At 53.8% G+C, this 16,010-nt stretch carries 20 protein-coding genes; all 20 read right to left on the bottom strand.

Features of this window, described 5'->3' with window-relative positions; genetic code table 11:
* Positions 1-59: 59 nt before the first annotated feature.
* Genes OGW44_RS20855 through pduA form a run of 20 tightly spaced genes read right to left on the bottom strand, consistent with a single transcriptional unit; the run spans position 60 to position 15,867 of the window.
* The gene (locus tag OGW44_RS20855) at positions 60-1,274 is read right to left on the bottom strand and encodes an acetate/propionate family kinase (protein WP_185654820.1); all 1,215 of its coding nucleotides are present in this window, start codon (positions 1,272-1,274) and stop codon (positions 60-62) included.
* Entirely contained in the window at positions 1,259-1,711 is a 453-nt protein-coding gene (pduV, locus tag OGW44_RS20850; protein WP_046275682.1) for a propanediol utilization protein PduV, read from the bottom strand. The genes OGW44_RS20855 and pduV overlap by 16 nt, the downstream gene beginning before the upstream one ends.
* Positions 1,712-1,715: 4 nt before the next feature.
* Positions 1,716-2,066, bottom strand: coding sequence for a propanediol utilization microcompartment protein PduU (gene pduU, locus OGW44_RS20845; protein WP_185654819.1), 351 nt, complete (start codon positions 2,064-2,066; stop codon positions 1,716-1,718).
* Positions 2,066-2,620, bottom strand: coding sequence for a propanediol utilization microcompartment protein PduT (gene pduT, locus OGW44_RS20840; protein ID WP_046275683.1), 555 nt, complete (start codon positions 2,618-2,620; stop codon positions 2,066-2,068). The genes pduU and pduT overlap by 1 nt, the downstream gene beginning before the upstream one ends.
* Before the next feature lie 2 nt (positions 2,621-2,622).
* Complete coding sequence (gene pduS / locus OGW44_RS20835) at positions 2,623-3,978, bottom strand: cobalamin reductase PduS (RefSeq protein ID WP_016156880.1); 1,356 nt, start codon at positions 3,976-3,978, stop codon at positions 2,623-2,625.
* Positions 3,975-5,087: a 1-propanol dehydrogenase PduQ gene (locus OGW44_RS20830; RefSeq protein WP_065554159.1), complete on the bottom strand. Its 1,113-nt coding sequence runs from the start codon at positions 5,085-5,087 to the stop codon at positions 3,975-3,977. The genes pduS and OGW44_RS20830 overlap by 4 nt, the downstream gene beginning before the upstream one ends.
* Before the next feature lie 10 nt (positions 5,088-5,097).
* Entirely contained in the window at positions 5,098-6,483 is a 1,386-nt protein-coding gene (gene pduP, locus OGW44_RS20825) for a CoA-acylating propionaldehyde dehydrogenase PduP (RefSeq protein ID WP_046275686.1), read from the bottom strand.
* Entirely contained in the window at positions 6,480-7,487 is a 1,008-nt protein-coding gene (gene pduO, locus OGW44_RS20820; RefSeq protein ID WP_103928342.1) for a two-domain cob(I)yrinic acid a,c-diamide adenosyltransferase PduO, read from the bottom strand. The genes pduP and pduO overlap by 4 nt, the downstream gene beginning before the upstream one ends.
* An 8-nt stretch (positions 7,488-7,495) precedes the next feature.
* Positions 7,496-7,771, bottom strand: a complete 276-nt coding sequence (locus OGW44_RS20815) for a EutN/CcmL family microcompartment protein (RefSeq protein WP_003030211.1) — start codon at positions 7,769-7,771, stop codon at positions 7,496-7,498.
* Positions 7,772-7,774: 3 nt separating this feature from the next.
* Entirely contained in the window at positions 7,775-8,266 is a 492-nt protein-coding gene (pduM, locus tag OGW44_RS20810) for a microcompartment protein PduM (RefSeq protein ID WP_137352156.1), read from the bottom strand.
* Positions 8,263-8,895, bottom strand: coding sequence for a phosphate propanoyltransferase (locus tag OGW44_RS20805; RefSeq protein ID WP_016153533.1), 633 nt, complete (start codon positions 8,893-8,895; stop codon positions 8,263-8,265). Before OGW44_RS20805 ends, pduM begins: the two co-directional genes overlap by 4 nt.
* A complete protein-coding gene (locus OGW44_RS20800) occupies positions 8,895-9,365 on the bottom strand; it encodes a BMC domain-containing protein (RefSeq protein ID WP_131379551.1) in 471 nt (156 codons plus the stop codon). Before OGW44_RS20800 ends, OGW44_RS20805 begins: the two co-directional genes overlap by 1 nt.
* Positions 9,366-9,389: 24 nt before the next feature.
* Positions 9,390-9,665 carry a propanediol utilization microcompartment protein PduJ gene (gene pduJ / locus OGW44_RS20795; RefSeq protein WP_001057752.1) on the bottom strand — a complete coding sequence of 92 codons (276 nt, stop codon included), beginning with the start codon at positions 9,663-9,665 and terminating at the stop codon, positions 9,390-9,392.
* Between the two features lie 19 nt (positions 9,666-9,684).
* Positions 9,685-10,035: a glycerol dehydratase reactivase beta/small subunit family protein gene (locus OGW44_RS20790; protein ID WP_181630390.1), complete on the bottom strand. Its 351-nt coding sequence runs from the start codon at positions 10,033-10,035 to the stop codon at positions 9,685-9,687.
* On the bottom strand, positions 10,025-11,857 hold the full coding sequence (locus OGW44_RS20785) for a diol dehydratase reactivase subunit alpha (RefSeq protein ID WP_019077098.1): 1,833 nt from the start codon (positions 11,855-11,857) through the stop codon (positions 10,025-10,027). The genes OGW44_RS20790 and OGW44_RS20785 overlap by 11 nt, the downstream gene beginning before the upstream one ends.
* 15 nt (positions 11,858-11,872) lie before the next feature.
* Positions 11,873-12,391, bottom strand: a complete 519-nt coding sequence (gene pduE / locus OGW44_RS20780) for a propanediol dehydratase small subunit PduE (protein ID WP_016153529.1) — start codon at positions 12,389-12,391, stop codon at positions 11,873-11,875.
* Between the two features lie 14 nt (positions 12,392-12,405).
* The gene (pduD, locus tag OGW44_RS20775; RefSeq protein ID WP_003844241.1) at positions 12,406-13,080 is read right to left on the bottom strand and encodes a propanediol dehydratase medium subunit PduD; all 675 of its coding nucleotides are present in this window, start codon (positions 13,078-13,080) and stop codon (positions 12,406-12,408) included.
* A gap of 10 nt (positions 13,081-13,090) precedes the next feature.
* Positions 13,091-14,755, bottom strand: a complete 1,665-nt coding sequence (pduC, locus tag OGW44_RS20770) for a propanediol dehydratase large subunit PduC (RefSeq protein ID WP_003030249.1) — start codon at positions 14,753-14,755, stop codon at positions 13,091-13,093.
* An 18-nt stretch (positions 14,756-14,773) separates the two neighbouring features.
* A complete protein-coding gene (gene pduB / locus OGW44_RS20765; RefSeq protein ID WP_016153528.1) occupies positions 14,774-15,586 on the bottom strand; it encodes a propanediol utilization microcompartment protein PduB in 813 nt (270 codons plus the stop codon).
* A complete protein-coding gene (gene pduA, locus OGW44_RS20760) occupies positions 15,586-15,867 on the bottom strand; it encodes a propanediol utilization microcompartment protein PduA (protein WP_003030255.1) in 282 nt (93 codons plus the stop codon). Before pduA ends, pduB begins: the two co-directional genes overlap by 1 nt.
* Positions 15,868-16,010 lie beyond the last annotated feature (143 nt).

The following is a 16,010-nucleotide window of genomic DNA, read 5'->3' as shown; positions in this document are numbered from 1 at the left end:
ATAGTGTCATGGCGATCGCGCTATTACCATGATTTGCCGCAATTTGCGGTTCGGCAATATCAGGCGGGAATGCCCAATGTCACAGTTTCTGATATCGCTAAACGCATAACGTCCTGGGCTATCATCAGCTCTTCATTGGTATTAATCACCGCCACTTTAACTACCGCATTTTCCGTCTGAATAAAGGTGGCGTTACGCTGATTTTTTTCTTCATCAACGGCCAGACCTAAGAAATTCAGGTTGTGGCAAATCGCGGCGCGAGCACGCGCTGAATTTTCACCAATTCCCCCGGTAAACACCAGCGCATCCAGACCGCCCATCTGCATAATATAGCTGCCAATAGTGGCGCGAATCCGCTCGGCAAAAAGCGTCAACGCCAGTGCTGCCTGGTGATTGCCCGTATCTGCGGCATGTTCAACGTCCCGGTAGTCGGGTGAAACACCAGAAACTCCGAGTAATCCGGACTCATTGTTGAGCAATTGGTTGAGCTGCTGCGGGGTTTTGCCTTCACGCAGGGCAATCCACGGCAGAATGGATGGATCAATATCGCCACTTCGCGTGCCCATCATTACGCCAGACTGCGGCGTAAATCCCATGGAGGTATTCACCGAGTGTCCGCCTTTGATAGCGCAGATGCTGCTGCCGTTGCCCAGATGACAACAAACAACCCGCAGGGCGCTGAGCGGTACCCCCAGCTTTTCAGCAAGCTGAGCGCTGACATACTTGTGGCTGGTACCATGAAAACCATAACGACGAATACCCAGCTCTGAGTAGTAGCGCCAGGGCAGGGGATAAATGAAAGAAGGCTCATCAAGGGTCTGATGAAAAGCCGTGTCAAAAACCGCAACGGCTGGCGTTTTCGGCAGTAGCTGGCGAAATATCGCAATCCCCAACGCATTAACCGGGTTATGAAGCGGTGCCAGTTCCGCAAGGCGTTCGATTTCCGCCAGTGTATCATCGGTTACCCGTGCGGAATCTTTGAAGGATTCTCCACCGTGTGCGACGCGATGGCCTACGCCGTCGATCTCTTCCAGACTGCTGATAATATTGTGGCTGAGCAGTTTTTCCAGTAGCAGCGTTACTGCTTCACGGTGATTGGCTACGGGCAAAGTCTCCTGCCATTTTTGCGCTGGTGCTTTTAGGGTGACCTGCGCATCAGACATACCGATACGCTCGATCAGTCCCTGGCAAATCATTTCACCCTGCGGCATCGCCAGGAGCTGAAACTTAAGCGAGGAACTGCCTGCATTAATGGCCATTATTTTGTGAGACATGAAGGTTCCTTTGCATTCAGAAAAATGAACATCTCATCGACCCCGGTATTCTCCAGCGCGCTGGTGACAAATACTTGTTGCGCGCCAGCCTGAACTAACCAACTCTCCACGAGAGAAATACGCTGCGGGCTGGCTAAATCGGCTTTGGTGACGAGGCCGATAACGGGTCGGTTCATCGGGCCAGTAAAACCTGGAGAAAAAGGTGACCACGGCGCGTCAGCATTGAGAACCAGCGCGATGATGTCTGCTTCACAGGCGCTGGCCAGCAGCGCGCTGTACAGGCAGCGGTTTTCGAGATATTCACCCGGAGTGTCTATCGTTGTGGGAGACCAGACAATGGCCTGGGTCTTCTGATAATGAAGCGCCTCTCCCCGCATGCACTGCGTGAGTGACGTTTTACCGCACTGGCTGGGGCCAATTAGCATTATGCGTTTCATGAGATTATGTCCGGGTGATAGGACAGGCGGTAAAACGCATCATTTCGCCCAGCGTCCGGGTTACCTGTTTCAGCGCGTACTCAACGGCGGAAACATCGCCCGTCAGTACCACAGCGCCGGTAAAACGGTCGAGAAAACCAATCTCTACCGCCCCGGATTTCGTGGCGATATCACAGGCGATGATTGAGGCTTCGCTGGGGGTAATCGTCAGAATACCGATTGCGGAAACCGACTCTGGTAATCCCAGTTTCTTGAACATATCTTTACCCGGATTAGCGATAAGATGCGCCAGCGTAACCTGCTTGCCAGGAACATATTCCTGAATCATACGATCCGTGGTGGGTTGTCTTTCCATTATCCCTCCACCATCTGTCGCCACATGCTTTCATGCGGACGAGGGATGACCGAACGGTAAACCAACAGACCTTTTTCACCTGCACTTTCACTGGCAACTGTCACTGCGTTATTCACATCAGACACATCGCCAGCGACAACCATGTAGCACTTGCCGCCAATACCAAATGCCATATGGACGCGTACCAGCGTGACATTGGAGGCTTTAACCGCACGGTCGGCGGCACAGATGCAGGCCGCAACGCTCCATGTTTCAACAATGCCCACGGCCTGACGCTTATCCACGCTGTTAAGTCCACTGATCGCAGGAAGTACGCTGGCGTGAATGTTGGGTAGTACCAGACTATCAACGAGCATATCGCCAGCAAGAGAAGTTCCGGTGGCGATCGCCTGTTGTATTGCGCCTACGTCACCACCGAGCATGAGCAGAAATTTACCCGGGCAGATGGTCTTGCTGACCAGTAAATTCACATTCGCGCTTTTTAACATGGCATCGCCAGCTTCCATTCCTTTGGCAATGCTGGTGAGTTCTAAAATCCCTATAGCCTGAGACATGATTAACCTCTTATTACCGTGATGGATTGCTCAGTAATTTCGCTGACAATACCGTCAATACTGGCGTGGACAGGTGCGCCTAATGCGCCGGACGGCACATCGGCAACGCATTGACCGCGAACAACGTGTTCGCCCTGCAGTACACATGGGATGGCGCTGGCACCAATATGCTGGCGTAGCAACAGCGTCGTTTTATCCGTGGGATAATCAGTCTCAGTCAGTGGCGCATCGTGATACCAGTCGCTAAGGCCCAGTTTGGTAATAAGGCGCTTCACCGGAATAAGCCGATACTTCGCCATTTCATCCTCAGGATTTAACGGCCCTTCATAACGATGGTTGAGCGCCCGTAGCTCGCGTTTAAGCATGCGGTTAATTCGCATCGGTGAAATCCCAACCGGACAGGCTACGCTTTCACATACATTGCATTCTGAACAGGTCAGGGCTGTGAGCAGTAACTGCGGTGTGGCCGCCTGCTGATAATTAACCGCGCGAACCAGCAGGTGCGGCGATAATTCATGGCCGATCAAATGTCTTGGGCACAAATCCGTACACAAACGACACTGTTCGCAAACGGTTTTTGCGACGGAAAGCACGGTGCGTTCATCCTGCATCCGCCGCTGAATCAACGCATGAGACTTTGGTAAAACCAGCAGTCCCCCGGTGGTCTTGCTGACTGGGGTATCCAGTGAGGTAATCAGGCCGCCCATCATCGGACCACCGTTAATAAAACCGGGATCGTCAACGGTAGCACCACCGGCCAGCGCCAGAACCTCACGTAAAGACATTCCGATAGGGACGGTAAGAGTGATTGGTCTGGCGACCGCGCCATTAACGGTCAGGGTACGGCGCGTAACCGGATACTGCTGCTCAACGGCTCTGGCGATGTTGAGTACAGTCTGGACGTTATTGACCACCACGCCGACGCTGACCGGCAGCGCGGCAGGCGGAACTCTCCGGCCCGTTGCCATCCAGATGGTCAAAACTTCGTCACCAGCCGGGTAGACATCAGGCAAAATATGTAAGCGGATCCCGGCAGGCAAAAGGGGCGTTAACGCATTGATAGCCCTTTGATATTTCTCTTTCAGCGCAATAATACCGGCCCTGGCCCCGGTAGCCGTCATGGCATATTGAACGCCGCGGATAAGTCGCTCAGCCTGAACGGCCATCAATTGCTGGTCAACTTTCAGCATCGGCTCACATTCTGCCGCATTGACCAGAAACGTATCGACCTGCGCCTGTAATTTTACGTGAGCAGGAAAGCCTGCGCCTCCGGCCCCGACAACACCCGCTGCGCGAACGCGTTCGCGAATTGTCTGCGCATCATAAAGCGTGGACTCTGCCGTCATGGCTGTCTTCATAATAATTCCTCAAGCAGTTCCTGCATGGCGCTGGCGTCGGCAACACGAGGATTGGTTTGCAGCGTGACATCAGCCAGCGCGGCCTGAACCATCGACGGTATACGTTGTGACCAGGCTTGCTTTCCGTCTTTAAGCGCGTCAGCAAAAGAAGGTAACGCACACTGTTTTTTGAGTAGCTCTATATGACGAATTAGCGCATTCAGTGCCGCCGTATCGTTCGCGTTATCCGGGCATAGGTGGCAGGCTTTAGCGAAACGGGCGTAGCGCTTCGCGGCCCGCGGATCATGGGCATTAAAATGAATGACATGGGTCAGCAGCAGCGCATTGGCAAGTCCGTGGGGCAGATGAAACTGGCCGCCTAACTGATGGGCAATCGCATGATTGATACCCAGACCAGCCTGACTGAATGCCATTCCCGCGAGCGTTGACGCGTTGTGCATTTTTCCTCTGGTTGCCAGGCAGTCGCCTTTGCTGACGGCGACAGGCAGGTACTGGAAGACAATTTGTGCCGCTTTTTCAGCCAGCGCATCGGTGAAGTCGCTGGCTTTCGTGGACACGTAAGCCTCCAGCGCATGCGTTAATACGTCCATGCCGGTATTCGCGGTTATGGCTGGTGGAACGCTGACGACCAGCGTCGGATCAAGGATGGCCATGTCCGGATAAAGCGCATTATTAAATAATGGATACTTAATGCCTTTATCCGGATCGCTAATCACGCAGGCGCTGGTCACCTCCGATCCCGTGCCGCTGGTGGTGGGAATTGCAACGCAGGTTTCAATCTCAATACCGAACTGTCGGCTGAACCAGACGATGGCTTTTGCGGCGTCCAGTGCAGAGCCACCGCCAAAACCAATTACGACGTCCGGTTGTAGGGACTGCATTTGCGCAATCCCTTGTACTACCGTGCTAATGGTGGGATCGGGGGTGATATCGCTGAAAATGCTGATGCGGTTATCCGCTGGCAGCGCGTCGCGCAGCTTTTCAATCAGGGGAGAACGCGCGAGAAAACCATCGCAGATAATCCAGATATGCTTATTCGTGAAGCGCTTAAGCACATCCAGGCTTCCCTGGCCGCTGTACAATCGAGTTTGCAGTGAAAAGCTTTTCATAACGGCCCCATTAGCGAATAGAAAAACCGTTTGTCAGCACGCAACGACGAGAGCGTGCGAAAGTGCGCGCAGATGTCGTTCCTTCACCGGTCGGCGTTGCGATGGTGAAGGTGGTAAAGCCTTCACCACCAACGCCAATCCCAGCATAAGAGGGGCCATTTTTCACAAAAATGGAGGTCTGAAGCGTGCGCGCGGCAAGGTTCAGACGTGACACATTTTGCGAATGCATAATGGCGGTGTGATGCAATCCCTCTTCAACCTTCAGGGCCAACGTTAACGCGCTGTCAAAATCGCTCACCGTTACGATGGGGAGCATTGGCATCAGTTGCTCGCTGGTAACCCATGGGTCGTCAGCCTTGACGATACCTATCAGTAATCGAGGTGCTTTTGCCGGAACCGGTATTCCCGCGGCTTCCAGTAAGGTTGCCGGGCTTTTCCCTACCAGTTGTTTATTGGCTATTCCTTCTGGCAGACAAACTGCGCGCAGTTTGTCTGTCTCTTCGCTATTGAGTCGCATTGCGCCAAAAGACTGCATTTGTTGAACCAGTCGTTCGGCAACGGCATCAACAACAATCAGGCTCTTCTCAGCAATGCAGGGGAGGTTGTAATCAAAGGATGCGCCATTGATGATATCTTCTGCCGCCTTAACCAGGTCGGCTGTTTCATCAACAATGCAGGGAGGATTGCCTGCGCCTGCGCCAATGACTTTTTTCCCGCTTTTCATGCCCATAGCAACAATGCCTGGACCACCGGTAATCGCCAGAACTGCGATTTTAGGGTGCGCCATCATCTGCTGGGTAGCCTCAAAAGTGGGTTCTGTGACCGTGACGACAAGATTCCGAATCCCGCAGCAGCGAAAAGCAATATCTTCAATCATGGTAATCAGCTTCAGTGAGACCGCTTTTGCACCTGGATGTGGGCTAAAATAAACGCTATTTCCCGCAGCCAGCATACTGATGCTGTTGTTAATAATAGTTTCCGTCGGGTTGGTGCTGGGGGCGACGGAACCAATCACGCCAAAGGGTGAATACTCGAATAACACCATGCCGCCGTCGCCGGTAAGCGCCGTGGTGGTGAGATCTTCGATGCCCGGGGTATTGTCCAACGCAGCTTTATTTTTAAGGAACTTATCCTCTTTGTTGCCCATTCCCGTTTCGGCAGCGCTTTCAGCAGCCAATGAAGCAAGGTGAGGCGTCAGCTCTTCTCGCAGGGCGTTAATGATGGCGCTGCGGGTTTTCAATGGACATTGCTGATAACGCAGAAAAGCCTGATGAGCGGCATCGATCGCTTCGCTAACGGACGGAAAAATTCCATTACCCTTAACTTCTGCTTTTGCCGGGGCAAGTTGCTCACTCAAAATGTTACGAATAAGGGTTTCAAGTTCTGAAGTGTTCATTGGTGTGTTCTCACGTTAATTGCCGCAATGGCCGTTTCTGCAATGTCCATATCCTGCTCAACGCTTCCCCCGCTGATGCCAAGACCCCCAAGGAGTAACCCCTCACGCCATAATGCGTACCCGCCACCGAAGGTGACGACTTTTCCCTGCATATGGCTTTCCAGACCGTAAAGCGCGGCGCCTGGCTGCACTTCCGATGTCAGCTCGTGCGTGGCGGTTTTCATTGCCACGGCGGTCCAGGCTTTTTTCGGTGCCAGTTCGCTACTGACGAGTAATGCGTCAGGCATGCGCCAGGTCACCGTTTGGGTCCCATTCGCATCAACAATGCTGATGACGACCGGAACCTGAAGTTCTTCTGCTCTCGTTACCGCAACGCGAGTGAGTTGGTGGAGTTCCTGAAAAGACAGAGACATAGCCGGCTCCCTGGTGGCTGATGTACGGATGGCTGCGAGATAACGCTCCGCCACTTTCTGAATAATGTTGTTTTGATGGGCGTCATGATCTTCTGCTCGTGCAAGCGCATATAAGCAGTCGGAGAGGCGATTGATATAACGCATCAGCACGTGTCTGACGGAAATCTCGGTGGAGAGTTCGACCAGTCGCCTCTCTGCGCGGCGGGCCAGCGTGCGGGCAAAGTGCAGACGGCTGGCGGCTTCGCTGCGGCCAGGTAAAATAAAGCTGCGTAGGGGGGGCACTCTCCCCATCGCGGTATCAATGGCGGCTTCCAGCGCGGCAATTTCTTCTGAGCTGATGTAGCGCTGCTCTGGCGCTGGCTGTTCGCTTTCGCTTGCCAGCTCGGCGCTGAACCAAAAAAGCTGCAGTTGAATGTTTTCGAGTAACTGGCGGTGCTGCGGGTTTTTCGCTGCGCAAACACACAGGCTAAGCGCCGCATTAAGTTCGTCCAGCGTACCGTAAGCCTCGACGCGCGGGTGCGTTTTGCTCACGCGTTGCCCGGTAAAGAGGGCCGTTGTGCCGGCATCGCCAGTGCGGGTATAAATCGCCATAGTTCCTCCTAACGAGAAAGCGTGTCGACAATGCCGACGATAGCCAGATCGATGGCCTCATTAGGGCCGGAAAAAACGTGTCTGGCGCTGGAGCCACTGCTGAGTAATACCAGTTCTCCAGTTCCAGCGCCGACAGAATCAACCGCGACTTCATCTCCACTCACAGGGGACGCGGGAAGCTCTCCGTCCGCACTCACCCGACGTACCAGCAACAGTTTCTTCCCCACCAGTGATGGGGATTTTTGCGTGGAAACCACAACGCCTGTAACCCGTGCCAGATGCATAGCTCACTCCTGCTTAATCAATTGGACATTTCGCGTACCGACTGCGTCCTGAGCCAGAGCCGTCACGACACATCGACGACGTAGCACCAGAACGCCCCCCTTCAGTTGGGCGACGTCGGCATAGCTGAGAAGTTTGTCAGGATGCAAAACGATGATTCGCCCCAGCTCGTCACTGAACTCCAGAGGCAGACGTGCAAGTTTTCTAACGGGGATAGCGGGTAACAATCGGTGTTGTAGTGAAATTTTCACGCGGACTCCGCATGCCAGCGCTTCGTGGATCGTTACCACCGATATGTTGTCCGCGCAGCCCTCGGCAATTTGCTCCAGCAATGGCAGGTCCGCCTGCAGGAGGTGGAGCGACGAGTACTGGCAGCATAATGTCCGTGGTTCGATTTCCCGTAACTGCGCGACGCTAAGCGAGAGCGTGCTTTCCGCGCGTTTTTTTAATCGGGAAACAACCTCCTCGATAATGCGTTGCAGCAGTTCGTTTTTCATCGTGGGCTCACCAGTGTGGCAAATGCCTGCGGATTATCTGCGCCCGCAGCATTGGCTTCGTCGGTATCGATATGCATCTCAAGGCGCATATCCGGCGAAACGCGTACGGCGACGTTATCGAAAATCAGTCGACGTTCATCGCCATTAATGGCAACAGAGACTTTATCGCCATGGGAAACGCGCAGGATTAGGGCATCGAGCGGCGACATATGGATATGGCGTTGGGCGACGATTACCCCGGATGCTAAGTCCAGTTCAGCAAATGGACTGATAAGGCGAACGCCTGGCGTGCCCTCGATACTGCCTGACATCCGTAGTGGAGCAGCAATTCCCAACGTACGAGCGTCGGTACGAGAAATTTCGACCTGACTGGTGCTACGCAGTGGGCCGAGTAAGCGCACATTTTTTAACTGACCTTTTGGTCCCACCAGCGTGACGGTCTGGTCTGCTGCATATTGTCCGGGCTGCAGCAGCTCTTTTTTCTCACTAATAGGGTGATTGGGAAACAAGCGGTCGTAATCTTCAGCGCATAGATGAATATGACGATTAGAGATCCCTAGCGGAATAGGGCGCTCACGCATTTCATCCAGAACTTTGGTGACCGTTGTCTCCAGTTGCTGTTTATCCATCACGCTTCACCTCGTTTGCCTGAGTGCAGACAAAGAGAGCGCGGCTCGCCTTTTTGACGGGGGCAGGCAGGGTCAAGACACAGATTGCAGCTAATCAACTCTGCATCTTGCGGCGCTTCGGGCGCTGCATGGTCCTCAGTCATCTCTTCATGTGGTACGACCGGTGTCGGGGCGGGCGCTGGCTCAGACTCAGACTCCGGGGTGACGCTATGTGACAGAATGCCATCCCCTGGTCTGGATATGACTTTGTGAGCCACCAGTCCATCTCGCTGGTCAGCGAAACTGACACCGGTGGAAATGGCCGCCTGGACGGAGGCCACATCCCCGATTATTTTGATCACCATCCAGCCTGAACCGTTGGTTTTTTCGAGGCCCACCAGCGTGATGGAGGCGGCTTTCGCCATGACGTCCGCGCAACTGATGGCTAATGCCAGACCACTAACTTCAAGTAATCCCAGTGATTGCTTCACGCTGTGCTCCTTGGTTGCAACGACTTATGCGGATTTAGGTAAAATGGCTTCAACGTCGCTGTGCGGACGTGGGATAACGTGGCAGGATTTCACCTCGCCAACGGCGCTTGCTGCAGCGCTTCCTGCATCTACGGCAGCTTTCACTGCGCCGACATCGCCGCGAACCATAACGGTGATAAGGCCTGAGCCGATTTTTTCGTAACCAACCAACTGCACGTTTGCGGATTTCACCATGGCATCAGCGGCTTCAATAGCGCCGACGAGCCCTTTTGTTTCAACCAGTCCCAGTGCGTTATTCATACTGCTTTTCTCCTGTGGGTTATGAGTGGCATTCCCGAAATGGAATGCCTTTAACCAGCCGCGCAGCGTTATTACCAATGCTGCGTCGGGCATGGTTATCTTGTTGATACGTCAGCGTAAATAGTGGCGCTGATGTGGGTAAGTTTTTATAGTGCACGACCAGTTTTTCGCGACTACAGCCAATGCCAACCAGCAGCGGCGAGTGGCAAGCCGCCAGCCATGCGTTGTGGATAACGTCAGTTGACGAGCTCTCCTGAATCACAAAGGGGATCCCTTCTTCTTCAATACCCAGCAGCACATCACTCCAGACGTCAGTGCATCCAGCAGTGGCGAAGATAACGATGGCTGGCGTGGTGAGATTACTTTCCATGAGCGAATGCCTTGTACCAGGAGAGAATCAGCCCTGTCGCGACCGCGTTGCGCGGACCTTCGGTGCCACGAATGTTGCCGCGCCCGGCAACCAGGCGATAGTGTGCCAGCGCATCGGTGACCAGTTGCGGAACTTCAAAGTCCAGGGATGAGCCGCCAACCAGCACCACAAAGGGAATATCCCGAATGTTCCCGGTCGGACTCACCTGACGTAGCGCTCTGAGTGCGTTGGTGACGAAAACGCGTTCCTTAGCGCTGCGGCGAATGGCCCGGACTTTCTCCAGCGCCAGTTCGCCTGGCAGTGGCACCAGTTCATCGGGTTTTACTACGCATACGCGGGCAAAAACCGTTGGCGGGAGAGGTGTAGGGAAGAACTGGACGCTGCCATCTTCGTGGCGAAGATGGAATAAGCTCTCGACTTTAGCCAGCGGGTACTTTTTGATCTCTTCAGCGAGATAACGGTCTTCCAGCCCCAGTTCACGGGCAATAATCATCGTGACCATATCGCCCGCACCCGCCAGGTGCGTGGCAATAATTTCGCCTTTCGGGTTGATGATGGAGGCATCGGTCGATCCTGCACCGAGGTCCAGAATAGCCAGTGGCCGCGTCGTGCCGGGGGTGGTTAAGGCCCCCAGAATGGCAGCTTCGGCTTCGGCGCCGCCAACCTGGACGTCAATGTTGAGCTTTTGCGTGATTTCCTGAGCAATCATCGCCATTTGCAGGCGGTCTGATTTCACCATGGAAGCAATGCCGACAGCTTGTTCCAGCGAGAACTCACCGGCTAGTCCGCCGGTCACGCTGACGGGAACCGAGGTATCGACTGCCAGCAGGTCCTGAATAAAAATTTCGTGGCTGGGTTTGTTGGTTAATTCAGCCATTGTCTGGCGCACATGCTCCAGCATGCCGCCAATATTGGTGCCAGCCTCTCCGGTGACGTTATCCAGTTTCGGGCATTCACCAACCGCTTTCATAATCGCTTCAGCGCCAGCTGCAACGTCGACCCGTACGGTACGACCCTGCGACTGTAGCTCCAGATTTCCGGCAGGAATGGCTCGTGCTTTCACATCACCTGATGGCGTTTTCACGACCACGGCAGAACGGTTGCCGATCAGCGCCCGCGCCATCGGGACAATGTTTTTAGTCTCGTCGGCGTTGAGGCCAAAGACGGTCGCAATCCCGTAAGGGTTAGAAAGCGTTTCAATGACTTTTCCTGGAATTGCGACCTCAATGGCAGCCAGCATCCCTAACGGGATGCGGTCGATATGAAGGACTTCATCGACGATAGGCAGGGGGTGAGTCAGACGATTACTGACCAATACGCCATCGTCCTGCTGCAAAATAACGCCAGTTAACTGGTATCCGGCGCGGACGGAGGCATTAATCATCGTGGCGACATCGGCGAAATCAAAGGCCGATGACACCACCAGAATATAGGGCGTATCCGCCGGACGGCTGAGCAGGTCTTCCGGCGTAATAGTGACGCCAACGCCTAATCCGACGCCGCCCGGCGTTTTAGGGTTATGGCCGATCATGGTGGATTCAGTGATGATGGTTTCGGTTATCGTTTCCATCGCGACGTCACCAATGACCGGGGTGGCTTCATTGATACGGATGAGCGAAATATCGCTGACATTGATACCGGCGTTTTTTGCTGCCAGCGAAAGTGCCTCCTGAATACCAAACACATTACGTAATGTGCCTTTAATTCCGGTGGTTTCTGCCAGCGCGCTGCCGGTGATGCTCAGTGCGCCAGACTCATCGAGGGTAGCCAGAGCGACTTCCGTTGATGAGTTGCCTATGTCAATGCCAGCTATATATCGCATGATCCTGTCCCTGAGTTAGTCGTCGCCTTTGAGTTTTTTACGCTCAACGTACAGCGCTGCCGCTTCACGAACGAAAGCTGCACAGATCTTTGCCTGATAACGATTTTCGAGATCGTCGGCGATGGCCATCAGCTCGTCTTTCGTTGAGCGGTATGGGCGCAGCGCGTTGTAGATCTCAAGAATGCGATCGTCAGGTACAGCGGTTAGCTCAGCTGCACGCTCGAAGTTCATCGCCAGTCTGTCACGTCCGGCATCTTTGGCGATTTCCGCCTGAAGGCGCAGCGTTTCAGGGGTGATGCGCATGTCCTGCGCCGTCACTTTGTTGCTCAGAACATTTTCGAGCGTGAAGTCATCCAGAGTTTTGTTGGTTGCGGTTTTTACCCACTCAGGATGTTTGTTCGCGAGAGGGTAATCCGTGACTTTCGCGGTATGTGCTGATGAACTCGCCGCGACCGGCGTCGCGGACTCGCCTTGCAGGCTGTTCATCCGGCTTAGCACATCCCGAACCATCGATTCAATTGCGTCGGTATTCATGGAGTTATCCTTTATCAAAGCGCCACGCGCAGTTCCTGCGGGTTTTTGCCCGTCACGACGTATTTGGTCTCTTTAATGTGCAGAATGGCCGATTTCGCCTGGTACTTAGGACGAGCCATCTGGTCATTCAGAGTAGGGACCGGTTGCGGAGATTCACGCTTGGCATAACGCGCGGCGTTTTTACCGATCTGACGATAGGTTTCCAGCGTCAGAAGTGGTGCCTGAGGGAACAGCTCCAGGTTAGAAAGCGGCGGTAACCCCTGCTGGTGGATTACCGTGGTGCCTTTTGACTGGATGCCGATAGAGATCCCGGAACCGCTCAGACGGTTACCTTCCACGGCGACAAATGCCACATCGGAGGATTTAAAGCAGCGGATAACGCGCGCTTTAATGCCTTCTTCTTCAATACCCGCAATCACTTCGCGCAAGATGTTCTTATGCGGGATCCCTACGATATTGACGGTTTGCGACAGTCCAAACGCGGGACCTACGGCAATAATCACTTCGTCCTGCTGCTGGCCTTGTTTGGCTTCGCCAATCTCGGTCAGAAAGCTGTCGCCCTGCGCCGCTGCAGCCTGTGGCGCGCTAGCCGCTGTCGATGCGCGGAATGAGACGGGTTTGTCGCTGGTTTGCATTTCAGACAGTACGTCTTCAATTATCTGGCGCAGCAGCTTTTCATTGATTTCCATTTTTCACCCCTTAGCCAAGTTCGTTGGGATCAAGTGCGCCAGGGATGTTTTTGATCTCTTCCCAGCGTTCGCCTTGTAGGCGATAACCTGTTGCCGGACCGGCATAGTCATTGACGTCATTTACTGCGGATAGCACCTGTCCGTCGCCAACGATAATGGCGGAGGTATGCAGATAATCCCCGGTTAACTTGGCTTTCTGGATGTTGAGCATGTCCTGAGCGACATCGGTAAACCCGCCCTGAGCAAGGGCTTTCACCACTTCCAGACCGTTACGGTTTTTATTGATGATCTCTTGCGCAAACTTAATGTCTTCAACGATGTTTCGCTCCGGCATATCTTTCGAACCGTGGGCGTAAGTCGCCGCTTCCACTTCTTCATCAGTGATTGGCGGTAATCCCATCCCGGCAAAGACGGCCTGCAGTGCGCGCGCCGCTTTATTACGAATGGCGATAACGTCTTCTTCACGAACCGGACGCAGACCCCCATCTACCTTGAGGTCTCGCTGGAGGACGTTGTAGTCGTCAAAATCTTCGGCATCCTCGTTCGAACCCGCAAACATGTTGTCGTAGTTCGGCACAGCGGAATAACCGGAAGAGATGAAGTCAGTACCCGGCAGGAACTGCATCAGCAGGCGGGCAGTACGACGCATATCCGAGTGGGTAAAGGTTTGGTCGTTGCTGGAGGCACACTCCAGATCCAGGGAGGAACAGATCAGGTTTTCAGCTAACACCGCACGAATGCCTGACGGCACAGCGGAAGGCACGCCGATGCAGCTTACTGAGCCATTTTGTAAACCCTGTACGCCAGCGGCTTTGGTGATGTAAATACAGCGGGCTTCGAGGTAAAGCATCGATTTACCTTCGGCGTAACCCATCTGAACTTCTGAGCCAGAACCGGAGGTAAAGCGCATTTTCAGACCGCGTGAGGCGTAGGAAGAGGCGAGGAAACCTTTCGACCATGGCGTGTCATCGCCGTCGGTAAAGACGGGTTCAGTACCATAGACAGAGATGGTTTCCGCGTAACAGGTGTGGCCTAACATACCGAGTTTAAGTTCGGTCGCCTCTTCCAGCGAGCACTGGGTTAATACGCCAGGGCGCCCAACCTGTGAGCCGACTAACAGCGCAATGGCGTTAAAGGGTGCATAACGCGCAACGGCAACCGTCGTTTCCTGTTCGTCAAATCCGCGCCAGGCGCCTTCAGCCGCATCAGCGGCAATCTGCACCGGATTATCTTTAACGTTAGTGACGTGCGCCTGCTGAGACGGTGTACGACGAGCACGCATTTTCTGCATGGCCATCATCATCTCAACGACGTTCATATGGGACACCACTTCGACAATTTTTGCCGGGGTCATTGCGGTGGTCAGCGGCACAATGTCTTTGCGCTTCACGTTAGGGTCGCAAAGCATATTGGCAAGTTTTACTGAGTCCATCGCCATGACTTCTTCAGCGCGCGCCAGGTTAATGCCATAGCGGGCAATGAAATGGTCAATTAAGTCAAATTCACTGGCGGATTTGCCGTCCAGTTCTGTGACTGTACCGTTGACAATTTTAATCGACGGTTTAGGGTCGTTCGGGCTTTCCATCGCAATGAAGCCTTCTTCGATCCACTCCTTAACGAAGCCATCCTGATTCACAGGGCGCTTCGCCAGTGCTTCAAATCTTTTCGATCTCATGAATCAGCCTCACTGATATCAGATGTAGGACGGACGATCGTTTTTCGGTTCTGAGCCGAGGGTCCCGAGTACGGTTTTACCGATTTCGCGGGCGGAGATAACGGCCTGACGCACAGCGCCGGAATCGCCTGAAATGACCAGAATGGCTTCGTTACTGAAGCTGGTGCCATGGGCAGGGGAGCTGTAGGCCACAACTTCCACGTTGGCGGATTTCAGCGCAGTATCAGCCATCAGGACACCAACGGATGCCGGGGCGCCGACGATCACGCCACAGGCACGGCCAATCGGTGCACCAAAGGCTTTTTCCAGCGCGTAGCTGGCGCGTGCGGTGTATTGCATCTCGATGTGACCGGCTTCGTTGGCATACACATCGCCAAAGGTGCGATCCAGTTCTTTCAGCGCAACCTCAATTCCGCGTTTCACGTCGGAAACATCGTTGCCGCCGAGAATAATCAGCGAACCGTGACCCGCGCCGCCTTTGGTATCACGTGGCAACTCAATACTGACGACTTCAGTATTGGTGGCTTTTACCGCTTCATCTGCGGCCATGATGTGCGGGCCTGCACCAGTACGCGCGCCAAGGATGCCAATGGAGCGATACCGTTTTTCAAGTTTCATTGCGTCCAGTAGGGCGCTGTCCACGTTGGCGATTACCAGACCGACGGTGTCGCCAATCGCAGTACCGACAAACTCCGTTAAACTGCAGCTTTTCTCTGCCATAGCCGTTTCTCGTGTTGGAGGATTATTTTCAGGGATAGCCTGCTGTTCCGGCGTTGCCACGCGAGCAATCACCTGCGCCATGATCTGATCAACCAGCTCATTGCTGCTCATTAGCTAATTCCCTTCGGTAAGATTTTTTCTACATCGGTGTGAGGGCGCGGGATGACGTGTACGGCTTTCACTTCTCCCACATTACGTGCTGCGGCGGCACCTGCATCTGTTGCTGCTTTGACTGCGCCAACATCGCCGCGGACAATGACTGTTACCAGCCCCGAACCAATTTTTTCGTAGCCGACCAGCATTACATTGGCTGACTTCACCATTGCATCTGCGGCCTCTATGGCTGCAGTCAAGCCTTTGGTTTCTACCATTCCTAACGCTTCTTGTTGCATAAAGACCTCGCCTGGGTTGTCCCGATGTTCATGACTATAAAAAGAAGCGAGGAAAAAGAATGGCTGACTTGAAATTGAGAGTGAAAAAATAATAGAGGTAAGGTGATATAAAATTGCTATTAATTATTTTAACTTGTTGTTTT

The organism is Citrobacter sp. Cb023 (assembly GCF_030336805.1).
Classification (GTDB): domain Bacteria; phylum Pseudomonadota; class Gammaproteobacteria; order Enterobacterales; family Enterobacteriaceae; genus Citrobacter; species Citrobacter braakii.
This window is presented reverse-complemented; position numbering and strand designations above follow the sequence as displayed.

Bases quoted from the DNA above. Each gene is read 5' to 3' on its own strand.
- pduP (WP_046275686.1), bottom strand. From the start codon at position 6,483: ATGAACACTTCAGAACTTGAAACCCTTATTCGTAACATTTTGAGTGAG.
- pduJ (WP_001057752.1), bottom strand. From the start codon at position 9,665: ATGAATAACGCACTGGGACTGGTTGAAACAAAAGGGCTCGTCGGCGCT.
- OGW44_RS20855 (WP_185654820.1), bottom strand. From the start codon at position 1,274: ATGTCTCACAAAATAATGGCCATTAATGCAGGCAGTTCCTCGCTTAAG.
- pduT (WP_046275683.1), bottom strand. From the start codon at position 2,620: ATGTCTCAGGCTATAGGGATTTTAGAACTCACCAGCATTGCCAAAGGA.
- OGW44_RS20790 (WP_181630390.1), bottom strand. From the start codon at position 10,035: ATGGAAAGTAATCTCACCACGCCAGCCATCGTTATCTTCGCCACTGCT.
- pduA (WP_003030255.1), bottom strand. From the start codon at position 15,867: ATGCAACAAGAAGCGTTAGGAATGGTAGAAACCAAAGGCTTGACTGCA.
- pduU (WP_185654819.1), bottom strand. From the start codon at position 2,066: ATGGAAAGACAACCCACCACGGATCGTATGATTCAGGAATATGTTCCT.
- pduB (WP_016153528.1), bottom strand. From the start codon at position 15,586: ATGAGCAGCAATGAGCTGGTTGATCAGATCATGGCGCAGGTGATTGCT.
- OGW44_RS20805 (WP_016153533.1), bottom strand. From the start codon at position 8,895: ATGGATAAACAGCAACTGGAGACAACGGTCACCAAAGTTCTGGATGAA.
- pduV (WP_046275682.1), bottom strand. From the start codon at position 1,711: ATGAAACGCATAATGCTAATTGGCCCCAGCCAGTGCGGTAAAACGTCA.
- pduM (WP_137352156.1), bottom strand. From the start codon at position 8,266: ATGAAAAACGAACTGCTGCAACGCATTATCGAGGAGGTTGTTTCCCGA.
- OGW44_RS20785 (WP_019077098.1), bottom strand. From the start codon at position 11,857: ATGCGATATATAGCTGGCATTGACATAGGCAACTCATCAACGGAAGTC.
- OGW44_RS20815 (WP_003030211.1), bottom strand. From the start codon at position 7,771: ATGCATCTGGCACGGGTTACAGGCGTTGTGGTTTCCACGCAAAAATCC.
- pduS (WP_016156880.1), bottom strand. From the start codon at position 3,978: ATGAAGACAGCCATGACGGCAGAGTCCACGCTTTATGATGCGCAGACA.
- pduO (WP_103928342.1), bottom strand. From the start codon at position 7,487: ATGGCGATTTATACCCGCACTGGCGATGCCGGCACAACGGCCCTCTTT.
- OGW44_RS20830 (WP_065554159.1), bottom strand. From the start codon at position 5,087: ATGAAAAGCTTTTCACTGCAAACTCGATTGTACAGCGGCCAGGGAAGC.
- pduC (WP_003030249.1), bottom strand. From the start codon at position 14,755: ATGAGATCGAAAAGATTTGAAGCACTGGCGAAGCGCCCTGTGAATCAG.
- pduD (WP_003844241.1), bottom strand. From the start codon at position 13,080: ATGGAAATCAATGAAAAGCTGCTGCGCCAGATAATTGAAGACGTACTG.
- pduE (WP_016153529.1), bottom strand. From the start codon at position 12,391: ATGAATACCGACGCAATTGAATCGATGGTTCGGGATGTGCTAAGCCGG.